The organism is Cutibacterium nasicola, from assembly GCF_052654715.2.
The window spans coordinates 2,261,127-2,280,245 of record NZ_CP199745.2; the positions used below are offsets into that span (position 1 = coordinate 2,261,127).

Here is a 19,119-nt window from a genome sequence, read left to right on the forward strand (position 1 = left end):
AGTCAAGGAGGTCAGTCGCCAAGGCCCGTTCCGACCTCACGGGCTGCCTCAACCCACGGATGGTCCGCGGGCACGTACTTGACCTTGCCCGCGACCTCCTTAAGGGGAACGGTCGTCGTGTCCCCACCCTTGGCGGCCACCATGATGCCGAACTCACCGTCGTCGACGAGTTTGGCACCCATGGTTCCCAGGCGGGTGGCGAGCAGCCGGTCGTGGGCACACGGGATACCGCCGCGCTGCACGTAACCCAGGATCGAGACCCTCGACTCCAGACCGGTGGCCTCCTCGAGCCGGGCCGCGAGCTTGAGGGTGTTGTCGCGCATCGAGTGCTCGAGATCCTTCTTGGCCTTCTTGGCGGCAGCCTTCGTCTCCGAGGTCTTGGAGGCGTCGACGAGGGCCCGAGCCCCAGCCATGGCAGCCGAGTCAGCCTCGTCACGAGCTCCCTCGGCCACCGCGATCACGGAGAAGTTGAGCCCCTGCTTCCGACGGCTCTCCACCGCTTCGACAATGGAGTCAACCTTGTAGGGCACCTCGGGCAACAGGATGACGTCGGCCCCACCGGCGATGCCAGACCCTAGGGCAAGCCAGCCAGCACGGTGGCCCATGATCTCGGCCAGGATGATGCGGTGGTGGGAGTGGGCGGTGGAGTGCAGCCGATCGATGGCGTCCGTGGCGATCTCGAGCGCCGTCGAGAATCCGAAGGAGTCATCGGTCCCGACGATGTCGTTGTCAATGGTCTTGGGCAGGTGTAGGACGTTGAGTCCAGCCTTGGCGAGCTTGTAGGCATTCTTGGACGTGCCACCGCCACCCAAGGTGACCAGGGCATCGAGTCCCAGTTTCTCGTAATTGTCGACGATGGTGGGGACCATGTCCTTTTCCTCGCCATCAATGATCATGCGATTGACCTTGTCACGGCTGGTTCCAAGAATGGTTCCCCCGACAGTCAGGATGCCAGAGAGGGCACCTGGCCCCAGAATGATGGTGCGGTTGTCCGCCAGCCCGAGAAAGCCATCTTGAATACCAATCAGCTCCATGTCGTGCTGTCGGATGGCTGCCTTGCCAAATCCACGGATTGCGGCATTGAGTCCAGGGCAGTCACCACCAGCGGTGAGGATGCCGACCTTCTTCTTGGACATGACGACTCCTGATCTGTGTCGAGTGTGCTCCATCCTTCCATGAATGGCGTCACCAGCTGAAGGGTGTCGACGATGCTGCCGGTCTCCGTGGCAATCGGGTTCGTCGTCACGTCGGTTGCCAATCGTTGTGGCAGGCGGCGCCCTACCCAGCATGATTGCCACAGCGGTGACAAGGAGAAGCGGCGGGTGCGGGGTAACCGCACCCGTCAATACTCGAACGGCGGGTATCAGGCGCCCGCCCCCACCGTGGTAAACCCGCGAGGAACGGCGGAGGATGCCACTCCCCGTGGCACGGCACCCCCATTCCCACCGAATCACCACAGCCGCCGACGTCGGGCAGCAATTCACGTACGCCCCGACGGCACCGACGAGATGCGCCGGTTCTGCCAAGTGGCCCAGGTCGCCGTCGATCTAGCCCAGGAGGCGCAATGCCCGTAGCCACGAGGATCGCGGCAGCCCACCTCAGGGTCAGACGCAACGCAAGCCAACAAGGAATCGAGCGCAGCCATCGAGCAGTTCATCATCGGACCGATGACGTCGGCATCGTGGGCCTGCCTACTCGCACTAACCGCTCGAGCGCTCTGCTGATCCGACACCCGGGTGGGCCGACCCCCTCTCAGGATATCGGCGTGGGATCCAGCTTCCACACCTGCTCGGCGTAGTCGCGGATGGTGCGGTCCGAGGAGAACCGGCCGGACTTGGTGATGTTCACCCACGCCTTGCGGGCCCAGCCGCGGTCATCGGCATGGTCGGCAGCCATGGCATCCTTGACGGTGCGGTAGGACTCGAAGTCACCGAGCACGTAGTAGACGTCAGGGCCCTCCCAGCCGGGCTCCATGAGGCTCTGACGCAGGTCGTGGAACCAGCCGGAACCATTGTCGTCGAGGGTGCCGTCGGTCAGTGCATCGATGACTCGTTTGAGACCGGGCACGTTCTCGTAGTACCAGCGCGGGTCGTATCCGCGCTTGAGTACGGGCAGCTGCTCCTCGGTGGCGCCGAAGATGTAGGCGTTCTCGTCACCGACGGCGTCGAGGATCTCGACGTTGGCCCCGTCGAGGGTGCCCAGAGTGAGCGCGCCGTTCATCATGAACTTCATGTTCGAGGTGCCCGAGGCCTCCTTGCCGGCCATCGAGATCTGCTCGGAGACGTCGGCAGCCGGGATGATGTGCTCGGCTGGGGAGACGTTGTAGTTGTGGACGAAGACGGCCTTGATGCGACCGTTGATGTCCTCATCATTGTTGACCAGGCGAGCCACCTCGTTGATGAATTTGATGATCGCCTTGGCGTGGATGTAGCCGGGAGCGGCCTTGGCTCCGAAGACGAAGACTCGTTTGGGGACGTCGAGGGTCGGGTCGTCCTTGAGACGGAAGTACAGATCCAGCACGTAGAAGGCGTTGAGCAGCTGACGCTTGTACTCGTGCAGCCGCTTGATCTGGACGTCGAAGATGGCATCCGGATCGACCTCGACTCCCTCGCGCTCGGCCACCCAGGTCGCGAAGTCGACCTTGTTGGCGTGCTTGATCTCGTTGATACGGTCGTAAACCGAGTCGTCCACGGAGTCGGTGTGGTTGGCGAGCACCGAAAGGTCCTTGACCCAGGCGTCGGACCCGGTGACCTCGGTCAGCAGGGCTGCCAGACGCGGGTTGCACTGGTTGAGCCAACGCCGCGGGGTGACGCCGTTGGTCTTGTTGTTGAACCGCTCCGGCCAGATCGCGTGCCACTCCTTGAGGGTTTCGCGCTTGATGATCTCGGTGTGCAGGGCGGCGACACCGTTGATCGAGTACGAGGCGTAACAGGCGATCCACGCCATCCGCACCTGGTTGCCCGAGACCGGAGCCATGTACTCGATGGTCTGGCCGTCGAGGCCGCGCTTGCCCATGTCCTCACGGAAGCGACGATCAATCTCACGGACGATCTCGCAGATGCGCGGGAAGAGACGATCGAAGATCTGCATCTCCCACTTCTCAAGAGCCTCGGCCAGCACGGTGTGGTTGGTGTAGGCGAAGGTGTGGGTAACGATCTCCCAAGCCTCGTCCCAGCCCATGCCGTGCTCATCGAGCAGGATGCGCATGAGCTCGGGGATGGACAGCACCGGGTGGGTGTCGTTGAGCTGGATGGAGTTGTACTTGGCGAAGTCGGCGAGGTCCTCGCCGTGGTGCTTGACGTAATTGTCAACGATCTCCTGCAAGGAGGCCGAGCAGAAGAAGTACTGCTGACGGACCCGCAGCACCTTGCCCTCGAAGGTGGTGTCGTTGGGGTACAGCACACGCGAGATGTCGGAGGTGCGCTCCCGCTCGACGATGGCGTCGGTGAAGCGCTGGGAGTTGAAGGCCTGGTAGTCGAACTGCTCCATCGGCTCGGCCTTCCACAACCGCAGGGTTCCGACGTTGCGAGTTCCGTAACCGGTGATCGGCATGTCGTGGGGGATGGCACGCACCCACATGTCGGCGTAGCGGACGATGCGCTGCTGCTCCTCGCGGCGGATGACGAAGGGGTAGCCCTCCTCCATCCACGGGTCCGGGTGCTCGGTCTGGAAACCGTTGTCGAAGAGCTGCTTGAACAGGCCGTAACGGTAGAGGATGCCGTAGCCGGTAACGGGCAGTTCCAGGGTGGCGCAGGAGTCGAGGAAGCAGGCGGCCAGACGACCGAGGCCACCGTTGCCGAGGGCTGCGTCCGGCTCCTGCTCGAGCACCTGGGACAGGTCGATGCCGAAGCTGGCCAGGGCCTCCCGGGTCTCGTCGACCAGGCCGAGGTTCGACAGGTTATTGAGCAGGGCTCGTCCCATGAGGAACTCGGCGGAGAAGTAGTGCTCCTGACGTCCTGCCTTGTAGACGGCGTCAGTGGCCTCCCAGTCGTCGGCAATGCGGCCCACGACGGAGGCTGACAGTCCCTGCCACACCTCCATGGGGGTCGACGCGGCGACGGAACGTCCCGAGGTCGATCGCACCTGGGATGTGATTGCTGAAGTCAGATCCTGAGTCATGTGCCCTTCCTTGGTTGGGAGGATCGCCGCGCGGCGGCTGGTACATCCAGTCAGACTATCGCGAATCTGACGTATTCCCCGGAGCACGACCGATCCCGCCGTGGAACCCCAGCCCCCGTTTGCCGATGAGGACGAAGCCAGCCCACCCCAGCAGAACCGCCACGACAACGACCGGAATGCCCAATGCTCCGGCACGGGTCAACTCCAGGGCGAACACGGCCGCGAACAGGGGCGCGCGCTGTGTCATCGACAGCACACAACCGGCTCCCACAATGGCCATCACTGCGACTTGGGAGGGAGACTCCATTCCCACCGCTGCCGCGATGAGGGTACCAACGAGAGCACCGGACGCCAGGGACGGGGTGAGCAGACCACCGGCTGCTCCCGACCTCAGTGCCACCGTGGTGGCGAGGATTTTCCCGACGAGCAGAGTTGCCAACGTGGCCGGGGCGACGGGGTGAGCCAGCACCAGATTGACGATGACCTGGCCGTTTCCGACCACCTGAGGAGCCATGAGGGCGATGGTCGTCACTCCGACCGATCCGAGCGGCACCGTCCACCACAGTCGGGAGGTCATCGGGACGCAACGTTTCATCTGCCCGAAGAGCACGCCCATCCCCGCTCCGACGAGGGTGGCCACGGCGACGACAAGGACGATCCATCCCAGAGTGGACGGGGTGACCTCAACCACCGGGGAGCGGTAGACGGGTCGATCGTGGTTGAACAGCCATGCCGTCACCGTCGAGAGCACCGAGATGACGACCGCACTCCCCACCTGTCCCCAACCACGGCGGGTGCGCAGGTTCGGACGCACCGTCAGCTCCACGGCATAGAGGGCACCAGCAACCGGCACGTTGTAGACCGACGCCAGGCCAGCCCCGGCGGCGCTGGCCAACAGCACTCGTCTCGTCGCGGCGTCGACGCGAAAGCCATCTGACAGGCCCTGGGCAGCCAGGGCAGCCATCTGCCGAGGCGCAGCCTCTCGGCCCAAGGAGCTTCCCGACCCGACGACGACGAGCTGGGCAAGAGCGTCAACGATCGTTTCGACCGGCCGCAACCGCTTCGGGGAGGCGACGTCGACAGCCTGGCGTACCGAAATGATCGAGCCTGACGGACGCAGCCACCACCACGTCAGACCGGCGATGACCGCACCCACGACCGGGGCAACCAATCGTCGCCACAGGACGACCTCGCCGACACCGGTGGTCGAGAAGGACAGGGGGGCACCGAAGGCACAGGACTCGATGAGGTGCGACAGCTCGCTGGTAAGGCCACCGATGAGTCCGGACACCAGCCCCGTCAGGACGACGGCGGCGATGCATCGGAGACGTGAGGTGCCCACCTGACAGACGCTACCGTCCCACCCTCGAGATCACGTCCGTTGACTCACGCCTGAAAAGCAACGTAAATCGTCTCCAGGAATTCCTCAATGCCCTGGTAGGAGCCTTCTCGACCCAGACCAGACTCCTTGACACCGCCAAATGGGGCAGCTGCGTTGGAAAAGACACCGAGATTGGCACCGATCATGCCGGTCTCCAGCTTCTGACCCATCCGCAGGATTCGCGCGGTGTCACCGGTGAAAACGTAACCGGCCAGTCCGACGGGGACGGAGTTGGCGATGGCCAGAGCCTCTTCCTCGGTGCTGAAGGTGGTGATCGGGGCGACCGGTCCGAAGATCTCGGTCTGCATGATCTCGGCATCGGCGGGCACACCGGAAAGCACCGTCGGTGGGTAGAACCAACCCTTGCCCTCCGGAACCTCACCACCGCAGCGGACGGTCGCACCGGCCTCGACCGCGCAACGAACCAGGCCGTCGACCTTCTCGCGGTCCTGCTCTGTGATCATGGGTCCGACCTCGGACTTCTCGTCCAGACCGTCCCCGACGGTGAGGTCGGACATCATCTCGACCATCCGGTTGGTGAATTCCTCGGCCACCGACTCGTGGATGATGAACCGGTTGGCGGCGATGCAGGCCTGGCCCATGTTGCGCATCTTGGCGCCTTTGGCCCCGGCAATGGCCTGGTCGAGGTCGGCGTCCTCGAAGACGATGAAGGGGGCGTTGCCGCCCAGCTCCATCGACGTGCGCAGTACGTGCTTGGCAGCCTTCTCCAACAGGTTGGTGCCGACTCCGGTGGACCCGGTGAAGGAGAGCTTGCGAAGTCGTGGATCCTCCAGGATGGCGTCGGTGACGGCGTGGTCACGACCGGTGATGACGTTGACGACCCCGGCGGGCAGACCGGCGTTGACGAGGGTCTTGGCGAAGAGCAGTGTGGTCAGCGGGGTGGCCGAGGCCGGGCGGATGACCACGGTGCAGCCGGCGGCGAGGGCTGGGGCAATCTTGCGGGTGGCCATGGCCAGCGGGAAGTTCCACGGGGTGATGAACAGGCAGGGACCGACGGGACGCTTGGTGACGAGCTGGCGAACCTTGCCTTCCGGGAGCAGGCCGTAGTCACCGCGAATGCGCACTGCCTCCTCTGAGAACCAACGCAGGAACTCCCCGCCGTAGGTGACCTCTCCGTAGGACTCGGCCAGCGGCTTGCCCATCTCGAGGGTGATGAGTTTGGCGAAGTCGTCCTTGCGCTCGGTGACGAGCTCGAAAGCCTTGCGCAGGATCTCGCCACGCTCACGCGGGGCGGTGTCGGCCCAGGACCCCTGGGCACGGACAGCAGCGTCGAGGGCGTCGGTGCCCTGGTCGAGGGTGGCATCGGCGATGGCGACGAGTGGCTTCTCGGTGGAGGGGTCGAGGACGTCGAAGGTGCGCGACGCCTCGGCGTCCACCCATTCTCCGTCGATGAGCAGCTGGGTGGGGAGATCAGGGGGAAGCGAGCGGTCGTTGGTCGGCATGAACCCACCCTACGACGGGGTTTCGACGCTTTGAGGGAGTTCGGTGTTCACGGGGAGGGGAACACGGCCGGCACCACCGACAATCACAGGACGGTTACTTGAACAGCGCCACTCGGGTGTCGACCGAGATGAGTGCACACTTTGTAGACGTCGTCCAGGATTCCCGGAGACAGCACGGCCGATGGCGCACCCGCTGCCACACATGTGCCCTTCGACATCAGTACAAGGGTGTCGCAGAATCGTGCGGCCAGATTGATGTCGTGAAGTGCCACCACCACCGTCGACCTGAGGCGCCGCGACAGCTCCATCACCTTGAGTTGATGATGAATGTCAAGGTGGTTCGTCGGTTCATCCATGATCAGCAGGCCGGTCTGCTGCGCCAGCGCCCTCGCGATTGTCACCCGCTGCCGTTCTCCTCCAGAAATCCGTGAGAATGTCGACGTCGCGAGATCTCCAACCTCCATAAGCTCCATGGCTGCGCCGCACAGGGCAAGGTCGCCCTCGCTCAGCGACCGCCACGACTTCTTGTGAGGTGTCCTCCCCATCCGGACGATTTCCCCGCACGTCAGCGGGAACTCCGCGGGAGTCTCTTGGAGAACCACCGAAATGTGCCGGGAGGACCACTTCGTGTCTCGCGCCCAGACATCGACACCATCGACGGTCACCGTCCCCTTCGTAGGGCGTCTCGAGTGGAAGATTGAGCGCAGCATCGTCGACTTGCCGCTCCCATTGGGGCCGAGGATCCCCACCACCTGACCGGGATGGGCGACGAAGTCGACATCCTGGACGATGTGGCGCCCCTCGATGTCGACACCCAGGCCCGCGACCACCAGTTCTGCACCACTGACGATCATGACGTCTCCCCCAAGGTGCGTCGCAACAGGAACAGGAAGAATGGAGCCCCGACAAGCGCGGTCACAATACCTACCGGCAATTCCTGCGGCTCAATGGCCATCCGCGCCCCAACATCCGCCAGCACGGTGAAAATCGCACCCAGAAGCAGTCCTACGGGAAGGGTTCGGCGGTGATCTGCGCCAACCAGCATCCTCGTAATGTGCGGCATCACCAGGCCGACGAATCCTATGACGCCACACACCGCAACTGTCACACCGACAATTGCAGCTGCCACAACGAACATCCAGGTTCGGAACCGATCAACGTCCAGGCCGAGAGAACCCGCTGTCCCTTCCCCACCAAGAAGGAGGTTGAGATTTGACGCCTCAGCCAGGCATAAGAGCATTCCCACAGCGAGGACGAGGGTGGGGACGGGAAGGTTCTCCCACTTGGCGGCCCCGAAGCCTCCGAGACTCCAAAAGAGGACTTGCGACGCCAGTTGCGGATCCGGGGAGGTCAGAACCATGAAGTTGTTGACTGCCGACAACAGGGCCGAAACCGCCATGCCGGTGAGAACCAACGTGCCTGCAGAAAGGGTTTGCCTCCGTCTGGCGATCACCAAGACGAGTAGAAGCGTCAGGAACGCGCCTGCGAACGCGGCCAACCCGAGAGAGACCGCACCACCGAGGAGCAGACCAAACCGCATGACGGTAATGGCTCCGGTTGCAGCTCCCGACGACACGCCGAGCACCGTGGGGCTCGCCAGTGGGTTGCGAAGCAGCGCCTGCACGACTGTGCCGACAGTGGTCAGCGCCATCCCTGCGACTGCCGCCAGGAGCACACGAGGAAGCCGGACATCAGCAACGATCCTGTCGATCGACGCAGTCCAATCAACGGTGACGACACCTGCCGGCAGAGCCCGGTGCGCAACGACCTTCCATACTTGGACGAAGGGAACATGAACCGAGCCAATTGACAGCGCGAGTCCCAGGACAAGAATCAACGTGACGGCCAGTACGGACAAGACTATGACCAGGTGTCCACGATGCGAATCGCCACGCCACCTGTCTTCCCCGACAGATGCCGACTCGGATGGAAGGGCATTGAGGACAGCAACGAGTTCGTCCTGCCGTTTCACAGCCGTGGATGACTCATCAATGCCACCACGTGCACCCATCATCAGCCGTGGAACTGCTTGGCAAGCTGCTCGATACCTTCAGCCGAACGCGGGCCGGGCTGTGCCAACGAGAGACTGATCACCGGGAAGGCATTGTTCTTGACGGCCTTGGTGTCCTTCAGTGCCGGAATTGACTTCAACGTCTTGATCTTCTGATCGACACTCGGGGTCTTGTAGTCGTAAATCAGAATCATGTCTGGATCAGCTTTTGCAACCTGCTCCCACGACATCTTTCCCCACCGCAGCGGTTCATTCGCGAAGATGTTCTCGCCTCCCGCCGCATCGATCATCACCGATGCATAGGCCCACCCACCAACTGTCGTCGGGGCGTCCTCACCTGAGTTGTAGAGGAACACCTTGGGGCGCTCCTTCCCCTTCACGGACTTCTTGACGGCATTGACCTTGTCGTTGAACTTTCGAATCGATGCCTCAGCTCGGTCATTCACATCGAAGATCTGGCCGATGGTCCTGATCTCCTTGGTCTCATCATCCAAGGCCTTGACCTCATTGGTGCATCCCACAGGGCTGAGATGCGTCTTGATCCCCATCTTCTGTAGGTCTTCCCGGGTGTGACCGTTGCTCCTTGAGAAACCGTCCGGGTACCCGGAATACACGAAATCAGGATTTACGGACAAAAGCTTCTCCATGGAAGGCTGCCCAGCGGCCAAAACCGACACCGAGTCGTAGGCCTCCTTGTATTGGGCACCGATGGGGCGAGTGCGTTGGTATGCCGTCCCGACCATGCTCTTCTCCAGCCCTAGCTCGAGCATCGTCTCAGTCGCCGTCGACGTCAATGTCACTGCGCGCGTCGGGGCGGAATCGAACGTCTGCTTCACCCCACAGCTCTCCACCGTCAGCGGGTATGACGTGTGCCCGGCCTTCGAACCGGTTGCGTGGGACGACGCCGTCGAGGCGTTCTGCTCCGTGACGGCGCTCCCACAACCAGCCATGAATGAGACAGGAATCACTAATGCAGCGACAAGAGCGACCCTCCGCGTGTACCTTCGCGCCATCGCAATGGTCCTTCCGTTCCCACGCCAACGGTCACAGATGGGCCCCACGTAAGGGTTTCCAACCAAAAGCCATGACGCGAGCTTGTGTCGAGTGGATTTTCATCGGCAGGTCTTCGGACTGGGGTTCAACCCGTTTCAGCACCTTCCCAGGCCTCACTGGCCCAGTGGCATACGCCGAGACGGTCACCGTCACCGCTGCGCGTCAGCCCCGGAGTCACACCGGAGTTCCCTCACACCCATTTGGGTTACCGACACACATACCCTATCAATGAAGACCTTGAACTGATCGACACTCCCCTCACACAGGCATGTCGGGCAGGGCCCCCACAAGGCCCTTCGCATCTACATGCACCAGACCAATTGTGCGTCTACACCTCCATCCGCGAGGGAATCCAATCGCATAGGAATCCATGATCCTGATCGCCTCGGAAAAATTACCTCCTCGAGTCTGGACCTCATGGTACAATTCATCTTCAGAAACAACTCGATATTCCTCGAGAATTCTAATTTCTGCTGGAATCCCCAATTGTGCGAGGCCACCTGCAAGGAGTAGATGGCGAGCCTGTGAAACACGGACATCTTCCCCCTGTGCTGCTGCAAGGGCATGATCCCAGGCCGTCGGTGATCCAGTGGTGTCAATAATGATGACGTGCCGTCGAGCCTGCCGAACCAATGCTCGCAAGGACGCCGCCAGATCGAGGACCCAGTACAAGGACCATGCAGCAAGAACGGTGTCGAAAACCCTTCCTGTGTCCATGGGCCATTGCCCCTGGATCGTCTCGATCTTGACTTCCTCGGCTTCAGCATTCTCCGAAAGCACACGGAGCATGTCCTCTGAACGGTCTACGACAGTCACACGGCAGCCGCGTTGTGCCAGCGGAATCGCGAACCGTCCAGTTCCGCCGCCAACGTCAAGGATCGATGACTCAGGTTCGACGATGCTGGTCACGGTGCCGATCTGAGCCAGGGAACTGCACGTCAAACCTGCGTGCTGGTCGTAGACCGCTGCGTGCCCATGCCAAAACGCCTTTTCCTGTTCCAAAGATCTGCGCGCGGGGTCCGATCTCCTATCGTTCTCCCACAGTCCGAAGTAATCACTGATCCTCATCGGCGCCTCCCATGTTCATCGGGACCAATCCTGTGGCATCGCCATCCTCCTACCACGGGAGGACGCTCCGATTCGACCGCCAGCACGATGTGCGACGAGGGGCCCGGACGGCACAGTGGATGACATGTTGACGACAACCCGCCCCAACCCTCACGCCGTCGCCGAATCTGTCCGCGGCGCTGACCTGCGCGCCCTCGGACTGACGAAGACCTACGGGACGACTCGTGCCCTCGACCACGTCGACATCGCCGTCCCGGCCGGCCAGTCGGTCGCCGTCATGGGCCCGTCCGGATCGGGCAAGACCACCCTGCTGCACTGCTTGTCGGGGATCCTCTCGACCGACTCCGGAAGTATCGAGCTGGGTCTGCCCGACCGCGTCATCAACGTCGAGAGCCTCTCCAATGAGGGTCGGGCGCAGCTGCGTCGCCAGTCCCTGGGGTTCGTCTTCCAGCAGGGGATGCTCGTGCCCGAGCTCACCGCTGTGGAGAACACCGCCCTTCCCCTCATGCTCAATGGTGCCTCTCGATCGCAGGCCATCGGGTACGCGGCGCAGTGGCTGAGCTCAATGGGGCTGGGAGGCATGGAGGACCGACGCATCGGTCAGCTGTCAGGTGGCCAGGCCCAGCGGGTCGCCATCGCGCGGTCCCAGGTCATCGACCCGGCCATCGTCTTTGCCGACGAACCGACCGGCGCTCTCGACTCGGCGACCGCTGTCGAGGTGATGTCCATCCTGCTCTCCGCGACGACCGGGCGGGGACGGACCCTCGTCGTCGTCACCCACGACGAGGGCGTCGCCCGTCGCTGCCAGCGCATCCTGCGCCTGCAGGATGGCCGGATCGTCTCCGATGAGATGCGTCACTCCGACGGGAAGTGGTGACCATGACCACGACGCCCGCCATTGAACCAGGAACCGCGGATCAGCAGATCCCGTCGATCTGCATCCCCGAACCACTCGGGGCCACAGCGGGACGCCCGGCGACCTCGTCAATCCTCACCATGACCCTGCGTGCCTCGGCCGCCGACCACTCCACCTGGCGGCTCCCGGTTGTCGCTTTCGCGGTCATCACGACGATCATCCTTGACGTCACCGGCGGTGCTGTCATGATGTGGCACCTGTCTGGGGAGAACGCCGTCTTCTACCGGCTGACGTCCTCGATCGCCGTCATTCTGCTGGTGTTGCCGCTGACGACCCTGGCCTCCTCAGCTGCACGGTTGTCCGCCCGACGCCGCGACGACCGGCTGTCCTCCCTGCGACTCGTCGGCGCGTCCTCCCGTCTGCTGCGAGTCATCACCCTGGCCGAGGCTGGCCTGCAGGCCTTGGTCGGATCCCTGCTCGGCATCGTCGGCTACCTCATCTGCGTACCACCACTGGGACGGTTGTCCTTCAACGGCAGCCAGATCGGGGCAGGATCGGTCTTGCTCGAACCTGCGCCGGTGGCCGGGGTCATCCTGGCTTTGGTACTCCTCGCCCTCATCAGTTCCGCCATTGGCTTGCGCCGCGTCGACGTCTCTCCCCTCGGGGTGCGGATGCGTAGTCAACCCCGCTCGGTGTCGTGGATTCGGCTGGCCATCGGGGGTGCCATCGTCCTCGTCATTCTCTCCTCGAAGACTGTGCTCAGTGTCCTGGGAGGTCAGACCGGCGTGGTCGGTGTGTACGTCTTCCTCGCCATCGTGCTGGCGGCCGTCGTCGAGCTCGCCAACATCATCGGCCCCAAGCTGCTGTCGATGTACTTCAAGCACCGCCTCGACAAAGCCAGGAGCGCGACCGATCTGGTCGCTGCCCGTCAGGTGCTGGAGAACCCGCGCGCTGCCTGGACCCAGGTCGCCTCCCTGGCAGCGGTGTGCGTGGTGGGAATGCTCGCAGGAACCGGGGCCGCCATGATGCAGGCGGCGAGCACCGGCGCTGACCCGACTGCCCGGATCATCGGGCAGGATTTGCAAACCGGCACCATCCTGCTCATCGTCTTCGCCTTCGCCACGGTGGCCTGCTCAGTGGGGGTCAATCAGGCCTCTGCGATCCTCGACCGTCGCTCGGTCGAGGTGGGTCTGGACGTCGTCGGGATGGATCTGGCCGCCCAGGACAAGGTGCGACGGATCACCGTCATCTCACCGATGAGGTTTGCCATGGTGACAGGCCTGGTCGCCACCGGGCTGTTGGTCGTCCCGATGGTGGGGGTGGCCCTCGTCGTGAGGCCGGTGACGATCCTCGTGACGGTCGGCACCATTCTCATCGGTTCAGGCATGGTGCGACTTGGCCTGTGGGTGACCCGTCCGACCATGAGCCGGGTGCTCGACGACGGGCTGGCACGCACTGAATGAGACCGAACCGGATGAGGGGCCGCCTGGCATCGACGATCAGCTCCACTGGTCGTCGTCGGGGCCTTCGTCGATCCCCTCCATGCCGAATCGCCACACCTCGTCTATCCAACCCCTCCGGACCGAGCGGATCCGACTGGTCACGGCAATGGCACTGGCCAGCACGGCAAGACTCGCGAGGAGGGGTTTGTTCATGGTGTCACTCTAGATCGCCGCGGCGCTCCCTGGCCGCGCTGGCCGCCAGAAGTTCCTTGGCGCTGGTCTTACGCCGTCGTCCCACCGCGAGCAGGCTGGCGAGGAGAGCGGCCACCGCCCATGTGACGACGGCCAGCAAGGATCCGAAGCTGGGACTGTTCCCGGCCACGACGGCCTGCACAGCCTGCAACGCAGGTCGCAGCGGGGAGACGGCGTCGCCCCAGCACACCGGGGCGGGGACAGTGCTCGCCAGCCCGGCAGCAACACTCACCGTCACCAGGACGACGCTGATGAGCCGCCCCAGACCATGCAACCATGCGGCCAGGGCGTGGTTGACCAGGCCGAACATCACACCGACGAGGAGCAGCGATCCTCCCAGTCCGATCGACCTCGGCACCGACAGCCCCAGCGCCACCGCGGCAATGACGGTCAGCCCTATGCTCACCGCGACGGTCACGATGACGCCGACCGACATCGTCCGGGCCAGCAGCCCCAGGGTCGAGCGCGCGGAGCTCAGCGCTCGCGAGGGGACCGTGCGAGCCACCAGCCAGGTCACCAGGGCGGCGAGCCAGGCACCAAGGATGAGCAGAACCGCCACCGCGGCCACCGAGGTCGCAATGGCAGGCCCATCCCCATTGACGGGAGCGGACACGACGTCAGCCAGCTTGGTGCGGTCATTCTGAGAGTAGGTCGGCACCTTCTTGGCCCCAGCAGCGAGCTCACTGGCGAACGTGCCGGTGCCGTCGGTCAGTTTCTGGGCCCCACCGTTGAGTTTCGTCATCCCGGACGCGAAGGTGCCGACCCCCACGGAAGCCTTCATCACCCCGTCGGAGAGCTGGTTCACACCGCCGACGTAGTGGTTGACCCCGTGCTCGAGCTTCGGGGTTGAGGCAGCAGCCTTGGAGACCCCACCGGTGTAGGCGTCCACACCATCGGCGAAGGTCGCAGCCCCGGCGGAGAGCCTGGCCCCGCCCGCTTTGAGTTGCCGGGACTTGGTGGCCAGGGTCTGAGCGCCGGTGGCGGCCTGGTGGATGCCATCTCGCAGCTGGGCGATCTGGCCGACCATCGTAGGCAGCCCGGTACGCATCTCAGCCGTGAACGTGGCGACCCCTTGGGACAACTGCGAGGAGCCGTCAGCCAGTTGGTCGATGCCGTCGTCGATGCTCATGCCGGAGTTGGGATCCTTGATGGCCATCGCCTTGACGGCCACCGCCGAGCCAGCGCGCACGCCGAGGACGTACCCGTCGGTCATGGCGTCGTGGACGAGAGGCAGTAGGTTCTGGCAATCCTGCGCGGTGTGCTTCTTGGTGCAGCGCGCCAGGAAGTCCGCCTCAACATGGGACAGGGCCTCCTTGTTGAGTTCGGCAGTCTTCTCCCCGGAGGCGTACTGATGAATCTCAGTGCGATACCCGACCAGGCCATCCGTGAACTGATCGATCCCGTCTGCCAGCTGGCTGGCCCCGTCGGTGAGCTGGTTGAGCTGGGAGGTGTCGATCTTGCCGGTGGCCGCGCTGACCTTCTGGTCCATCGTCGTCAGGCCAGCGGACAGCTGACCGATTCCATCGACGACCTTGCCGGTGCCATTGGTGTAGGTCGCCACCCCGCTGGCCAGCCCATTCGCACCGTCACTGAGCTGGTTGCCCTTTTCAGACAGAGCGTTGAGGCCACCCGAGAGCTGGGAGACGCCGTCAGTGAGTGTGCCCCCGTTGGCCTGCAACTGCCGGGCTCCACCACTGAGCTTCGTCATGCCGGTGGCCAGGGTCCTCGCTCCGGCGGCTGACGTCTTCGTGCCATCGGCAAGTTTCGTCGCCCCGTCATCGAGCTTGGCGGCGGCGTCGGCCATCGTGCCCATCCGCTGGGCAAACTGGTTGAAGCCGATGTAGACGTTCTCGAGATACCCCGAGGTCAGGGTGGTGTTGAGGGAACGTCGCGCCACCTGGGCAGTGAGGGCCGCGATGGTGGTGTCGGAGACCGGTGAGGTCTGGGAGGTGGTGATGTCGATGAGGGCCGGCCTGGCCTTGGTGGCGTCATTGGCGGAGTAGGAGGTGGCGTCGGACGAGAAGGACTCTGGGATCGTCACGACCGCCGAGTAGGTGCCGTCTCGCAGCCCCTTGGCGGCCCCGTCGGCGTCGGTCAAGGTCCAGTCGACGGTGTGGCCGTCAGTGATGTGAGAGCCAGAATCGACCAGTTCCGCGGTGAGCTGGCGTCCGATGGGAACCAGTCGTCCACCGACCTTGACGGCCTTGTCCTCGTTGACAACCGCCGCCTTCACCTGGCCTAGCCGGTCAGTGGTCCGCCAGGTGGTGCCGACCAGGCCGGCCACCACCACCAACGGTACGAGGATCAGGGCGACCACCGCCGGCCACCGCAATCTGATCGTGGAGTGGGAACGTTCGGTCATCATCGGGTACCTCCGAGGGATGGCTCGGGTTGGTGTTCGGTCAGGTCATGAACGGCCTGTGGCTCCAGCCAGTCAATGCGGCCGGCACGCTGGGCTCCCAGGATCACGGCGGCCTCACCGGCCTGGTTCACCTCGACAATGAGGGATTCCAGCTGGTCGCGGTGGGACTGCTCGACGATCTGATCAGCGTGGTCTATGAGGAACAGACGCGGTGGGCGTCGCGGCGGATGGGTGAGGGCTGACACGGCTTCCTGCAGTTCCTCGGTGAGGTTCTTGCCGGCGGCATCGATGAGCCATGCCACCCGACGCACCACGGAGGCCCGCTCGGGGAGGAGACGGCCACCCGACCTCATCCGACCGTGGTCGATGGCAAGTCGTCCCCCGGCCGCCAGCAGCACGGCCGTGACCGAGCCCGGTGACCCCACGACGGCCTGCACCTCATGTGGCTCGACGTGCAGGTCGAGGCCGGCGAAGAGACCGTCGACCCCGATCCCCTCGGCGTGCAGGGCCTCGGTGTGGTCAGGGGTGGGCCATTCTGCGAATTGCTCCTCGTGGGCAATCCCCTCCCCCTCGATGTCGAGTCGGGGCAGGCGGCGATCCAGCCATGTCGGCAGCCACCAGGCCTTGTCACCGAGCAGGCTCATGACTGCCGGGACGAGGGTCATTCTCACCAGGAAGGCGTCGGCGAGAATGCCGATGGCCAGGGCCAGGGCGATCTCCTTGATGGCATTCATGCCCTCCGGGATGAAGAAGACGAAGACCGAGACCATGATGACAGCGGCTGCCGTGACGACCTTGCCCGAACCGATGAATCCCCTGATCACCGAACCCTTGGCGTCACCGGTGTGGACGTACTCCTCGCGCATTCTCGACACCAGGAAAACCTCGTAGTCCATGGCCAGGCCGAAGAGAATGCCCATGACGACGATCGGCATGAAGGAGATGATCGGGACAGGACGGTCGAGGTTGACCACGGACAGGCCGATGCCTCGGTTGAAAACCAGCTGTGCGACTCCGAAGGCGGTCAGCACCGAGAGCAGGTAACCGATGGTTGCCTTGATGGGGACCGCGATCGACCGGAACACCACCGTCAGCAGCACCAGGCACAGCCCGACGACGAAGATTCCAAAAGGCAGCAGGGCGGCTCCCAGACGGTCGGAGACGTCGAGCTTGATGGCCGTCAGTCCGGTGACGGCGGTGTCAACCCCGTACTTGTCGTGCCATTCGGACTTGTGGCCGCGCAGTTCGCGAACCAGGTCACTGGTCGCCTCGTCGGTGGGACCGGTGGTCGGCAGCACCTGGATCATGGCTGTGTCGGCGTTCTGGTTCGGAACGGCCAGGGCGACGGTGTCGACGCCAGGAAGCTTCTCGATGTCAGCCTTGAGCCCATTGACGATCTTCATCGGGGCGGTCGAGGTGACGATGTCGGCGGTGACGATGACCGGGCCGTTGAATCCTGGCCCGAACTTCTTCTCCAGGGCGTCATAGGTCTGACGGGCGGTGTTGTCGGCGGGCAGTTCCGCGGCGGTGGGCAGGCCGAGGTGGAGGTCCTTCATCGGAACGGCCAGGGCCCCCAGCCCCACCACGACGACGAGGATGGTCACCAGTGGGACGCGGGTGACGGTGCGCACCCACCACCCGAAGATCCCGCCGGAGCGTTCTCCCTTGCCAACCGCAGTGGTGCTGGTCGACGGTGCGTCCCCACCAGCTGTGGCATTGTCGTCACTGTTCGCCCCGGTTGCCATCGCAGTTGGCTTCGACCCCCGTCCGCGACGAGATTTCCACGGGCGCAGTCTCTCTCCCATGAGCCCCATGAAGGCCGGCAGCATTGTCAGGGCGATGACAACCGCCAGAGCGACACCGATGGCAGCGAAGACGCCCATGACGGTGAGGAAGGGAATGTTGGCGATGGCCAGGCCAATGAGGGCGATGAGGACCGTCGCCCCGGCGAACACCACCGCCGAACCCGAGGTCGCAACGGCTCGGGCGGCCGATTCCTGCACCTCAAAGCCGTCACGCAACTGGTCGCGGTGACGCGACAGGATGAACAGGGCGTAGTCGATCCCAACGGCCAGCCCCAGCATGACGGCAAGCATCGGTGTGACTGAGTTGACTGTCGTGAACCGGGTGAGGATCGCCATGATCAAGTACGTGATCCCCACCCCGAGGACGGCTGTGATGATCGGCATCCCGGCTGCCACCAGGGATCCCAAGGTGATGGCGAGGACGACGAGGGCCACCCCGACGCCGATGACCTCGGTGATCGACAAGGAGGGCAGCATGGCCTCGAAGGCCTGGCCACCGACGTGGACGTGTGACCCCGCCGGGAGGCCAGCCTGTATGTCGTGACCCACCTGTTGCAGGTCGTCACGCCCGGAATCGGGGAAGGTCACCGCGCTGACCTGTCTCAGTTCCACCTGGATGACGACTGCGGTGTGGTCCTTGTTGACCATCCCGGTGACGTACTTGCTCCACGGTGACGTCGCCCCGGCGACGTCCTTGAGGTCCTTGAGCTCCTCAACCCCCTTCTCGATCCGGGAGCGAATGGGTGTCGAGGAGATGTCGGTGCCATCGGGCACGGTGATGACGACGTTGGCGCTCAGCGCGGAGGCTTGCGGGAAGGTCACCTGGAGCTTGTCGTAGGCCAACTGGGAGGGAGCACCCGGGATGGTGAAGGAATCGTCGTAGTCGCTGTGCAGGGCGACCATTCCTAGCCCGAGCAGAACCAGCAGGCCCAGCCACAGGGCGACGACGGTCTTTGCTCTGCGAAAGCACCAGGCCCCAAGATCGTGAAGGAAGGAGGACATCATCACCCCGCAATGAACTCGCCCGCACACCACTCGACACAAGTATGTATTCGATGCAGTACCGAACCCGATACTGCATCGTATTCAACGATCGAGGTCCCCAGGAGCGTCATACCCATCGCCACCTTCGCCCGCATGGGTGTGCCGGGACCCACCGTCGAGGAGACCTGCGAGGAGACTGGTGTCACCCTCGGAGCCTTCCACCCCAACGTCATTCCAAAGGACGAGCTGCGGGAGGTGCTGAGCCGCTACGTCGACACGAACCTGGCTGCCCTGGGACACGGGTCGGGGAAACACCACTGGCC

Annotated in this window: 13 protein-coding genes and 1 riboswitch; of the genes, 2 read left to right on the forward strand and 11 right to left on the reverse strand. The window is 63.9% G+C overall.

The window, feature by feature from the left end; all coding sequences use genetic code 11:
* Nucleotides 1-11: 11 nt before the first annotated feature.
* From ACUCCZ_RS10600 to ACUCCZ_RS10635, 8 genes are all read right to left on the reverse strand, one after another.
* The gene (locus ACUCCZ_RS10600) at nt 12-1,169 is read right to left on the reverse strand and encodes a 6-phosphofructokinase (protein WP_435918211.1); all 1,158 of its coding nucleotides are present in this window, start codon (nt 1,167-1,169) and stop codon (nt 12-14) included.
* 583 nt (nt 1,170-1,752) lie between these two features.
* Nucleotides 1,753-4,119, reverse strand: a complete 2,367-nt coding sequence (locus ACUCCZ_RS10605) for a glycogen/starch/alpha-glucan phosphorylase (RefSeq protein ID WP_435918210.1) — start codon at nt 4,117-4,119, stop codon at nt 1,753-1,755.
* 55 nt (nt 4,120-4,174) lie between these two features.
* Nucleotides 4,175-5,461, reverse strand: coding sequence for a chloride channel protein (locus ACUCCZ_RS10610; RefSeq protein WP_435918209.1), 1,287 nt, complete (start codon nt 5,459-5,461; stop codon nt 4,175-4,177).
* A 44-nt stretch (nt 5,462-5,505) separates the two neighbouring features.
* Nucleotides 5,506-6,963, reverse strand: a complete 1,458-nt coding sequence (locus ACUCCZ_RS10615) for an NAD-dependent succinate-semialdehyde dehydrogenase (protein ID WP_435918208.1) — start codon at nt 6,961-6,963, stop codon at nt 5,506-5,508.
* Nucleotides 6,964-7,046: 83 nt separating this feature from the next.
* On the reverse strand, nt 7,047-7,817 hold the full coding sequence (locus ACUCCZ_RS10620; RefSeq protein WP_065672958.1) for an ABC transporter ATP-binding protein: 771 nt from the start codon (nt 7,815-7,817) through the stop codon (nt 7,047-7,049).
* Nucleotides 7,814-8,977 (reverse strand): FecCD family ABC transporter permease, encoded by a 1,164-nt coding sequence (locus ACUCCZ_RS10625; RefSeq protein ID WP_065672957.1) that lies wholly within the window; start codon nt 8,975-8,977, stop codon nt 7,814-7,816. The genes ACUCCZ_RS10620 and ACUCCZ_RS10625 overlap by 4 nt, the downstream gene beginning before the upstream one ends.
* Nucleotides 8,977-9,924 (reverse strand): ABC transporter substrate-binding protein, encoded by a 948-nt coding sequence (locus ACUCCZ_RS10630; RefSeq protein ID WP_435918207.1) that lies wholly within the window; start codon nt 9,922-9,924, stop codon nt 8,977-8,979. Before ACUCCZ_RS10630 ends, ACUCCZ_RS10625 begins: the two co-directional genes overlap by 1 nt.
* A 150-nt stretch (nt 9,925-10,074) precedes the next feature.
* Nucleotides 10,075-10,255: riboswitch (cobalamin riboswitch) on the reverse strand.
* A 30-nt stretch (nt 10,256-10,285) separates the two neighbouring features.
* Entirely contained in the window at nt 10,286-11,095 is an 810-nt protein-coding gene (locus ACUCCZ_RS10635) for a class I SAM-dependent methyltransferase (RefSeq protein WP_435918206.1), read from the reverse strand.
* Between the two features lie 124 nt (nt 11,096-11,219).
* Between ACUCCZ_RS10635 and ACUCCZ_RS10640 the strand changes: the two genes are divergently transcribed.
* Both ACUCCZ_RS10640 and ACUCCZ_RS10645 read left to right on the forward strand, forming a co-directional pair.
* On the forward strand, nt 11,220-11,972 hold the full coding sequence (locus ACUCCZ_RS10640) for an ABC transporter ATP-binding protein (protein WP_435918205.1): 753 nt from the start codon (nt 11,220-11,222) through the stop codon (nt 11,970-11,972).
* Entirely contained in the window at nt 11,966-13,414 is a 1,449-nt protein-coding gene (locus ACUCCZ_RS10645) for an FtsX-like permease family protein (protein WP_435918204.1), read from the forward strand. The genes ACUCCZ_RS10640 and ACUCCZ_RS10645 overlap by 7 nt, the downstream gene beginning before the upstream one ends.
* Before the next feature lie 36 nt (nt 13,415-13,450).
* Here ACUCCZ_RS10645 and ACUCCZ_RS10650 read toward each other — a convergent pair whose 3' ends face one another.
* The 3 genes from ACUCCZ_RS10650 to ACUCCZ_RS10660 are packed head-to-tail and all read right to left on the reverse strand — an operon-like array spanning nt 13,451 to nt 18,817.
* Nucleotides 13,451-13,606: a hypothetical protein gene (locus ACUCCZ_RS10650; RefSeq protein ID WP_435918203.1), complete on the reverse strand. Its 156-nt coding sequence runs from the start codon at nt 13,604-13,606 to the stop codon at nt 13,451-13,453.
* Between the two features lie 4 nt (nt 13,607-13,610).
* On the reverse strand, nt 13,611-16,010 hold the full coding sequence (locus tag ACUCCZ_RS10655; protein ID WP_435918202.1) for a YhgE/Pip domain-containing protein: 2,400 nt from the start codon (nt 16,008-16,010) through the stop codon (nt 13,611-13,613).
* The gene (locus ACUCCZ_RS10660; protein WP_435918201.1) at nt 16,007-18,817 is read right to left on the reverse strand and encodes an MMPL family transporter; all 2,811 of its coding nucleotides are present in this window, start codon (nt 18,815-18,817) and stop codon (nt 16,007-16,009) included. The genes ACUCCZ_RS10655 and ACUCCZ_RS10660 overlap by 4 nt, the downstream gene beginning before the upstream one ends.
* Nucleotides 18,818-19,119 lie beyond the last annotated feature (302 nt).

What these genes read in the sequence shown, in the direction of transcription:
- ACUCCZ_RS10615 (WP_435918208.1), bottom strand. Translation starts at nt 6,963, where the DNA reads ATGCCGACCAACGACCGCTCGCTTCCCCCTGATCTCCCCACCCAGCTG.
- ACUCCZ_RS10605 (WP_435918210.1), bottom strand. Translation starts at nt 4,119, where the DNA reads ATGACTCAGGATCTGACTTCAGCAATCACATCCCAGGTGCGATCGACC.
- ACUCCZ_RS10660 (WP_435918201.1), bottom strand. Translation starts at nt 18,817, where the DNA reads ATGATGTCCTCCTTCCTTCACGATCTTGGGGCCTGGTGCTTTCGCAGA.
- ACUCCZ_RS10650 (WP_435918203.1), bottom strand. Translation starts at nt 13,606, where the DNA reads ATGAACAAACCCCTCCTCGCGAGTCTTGCCGTGCTGGCCAGTGCCATT.
- ACUCCZ_RS10655 (WP_435918202.1), bottom strand. Translation starts at nt 16,010, where the DNA reads ATGATGACCGAACGTTCCCACTCCACGATCAGATTGCGGTGGCCGGCG.
- ACUCCZ_RS10620 (WP_065672958.1), bottom strand. Translation starts at nt 7,817, where the DNA reads ATGATCGTCAGTGGTGCAGAACTGGTGGTCGCGGGCCTGGGTGTCGAC.
- ACUCCZ_RS10635 (WP_435918206.1), bottom strand. Translation starts at nt 11,095, where the DNA reads ATGAGGATCAGTGATTACTTCGGACTGTGGGAGAACGATAGGAGATCG.
- ACUCCZ_RS10600 (WP_435918211.1), bottom strand. Translation starts at nt 1,169, where the DNA reads ATGGAGCACACTCGACACAGATCAGGAGTCGTCATGTCCAAGAAGAAG.
- ACUCCZ_RS10630 (WP_435918207.1), bottom strand. Translation starts at nt 9,924, where the DNA reads ATGGCTGGTTGTGGGAGCGCCGTCACGGAGCAGAACGCCTCGACGGCG.
- ACUCCZ_RS10625 (WP_065672957.1), bottom strand. Translation starts at nt 8,977, where the DNA reads ATGATGGGTGCACGTGGTGGCATTGATGAGTCATCCACGGCTGTGAAA.
- ACUCCZ_RS10640 (WP_435918205.1), top strand. Translation starts at nt 11,220, where the DNA reads ATGTTGACGACAACCCGCCCCAACCCTCACGCCGTCGCCGAATCTGTC.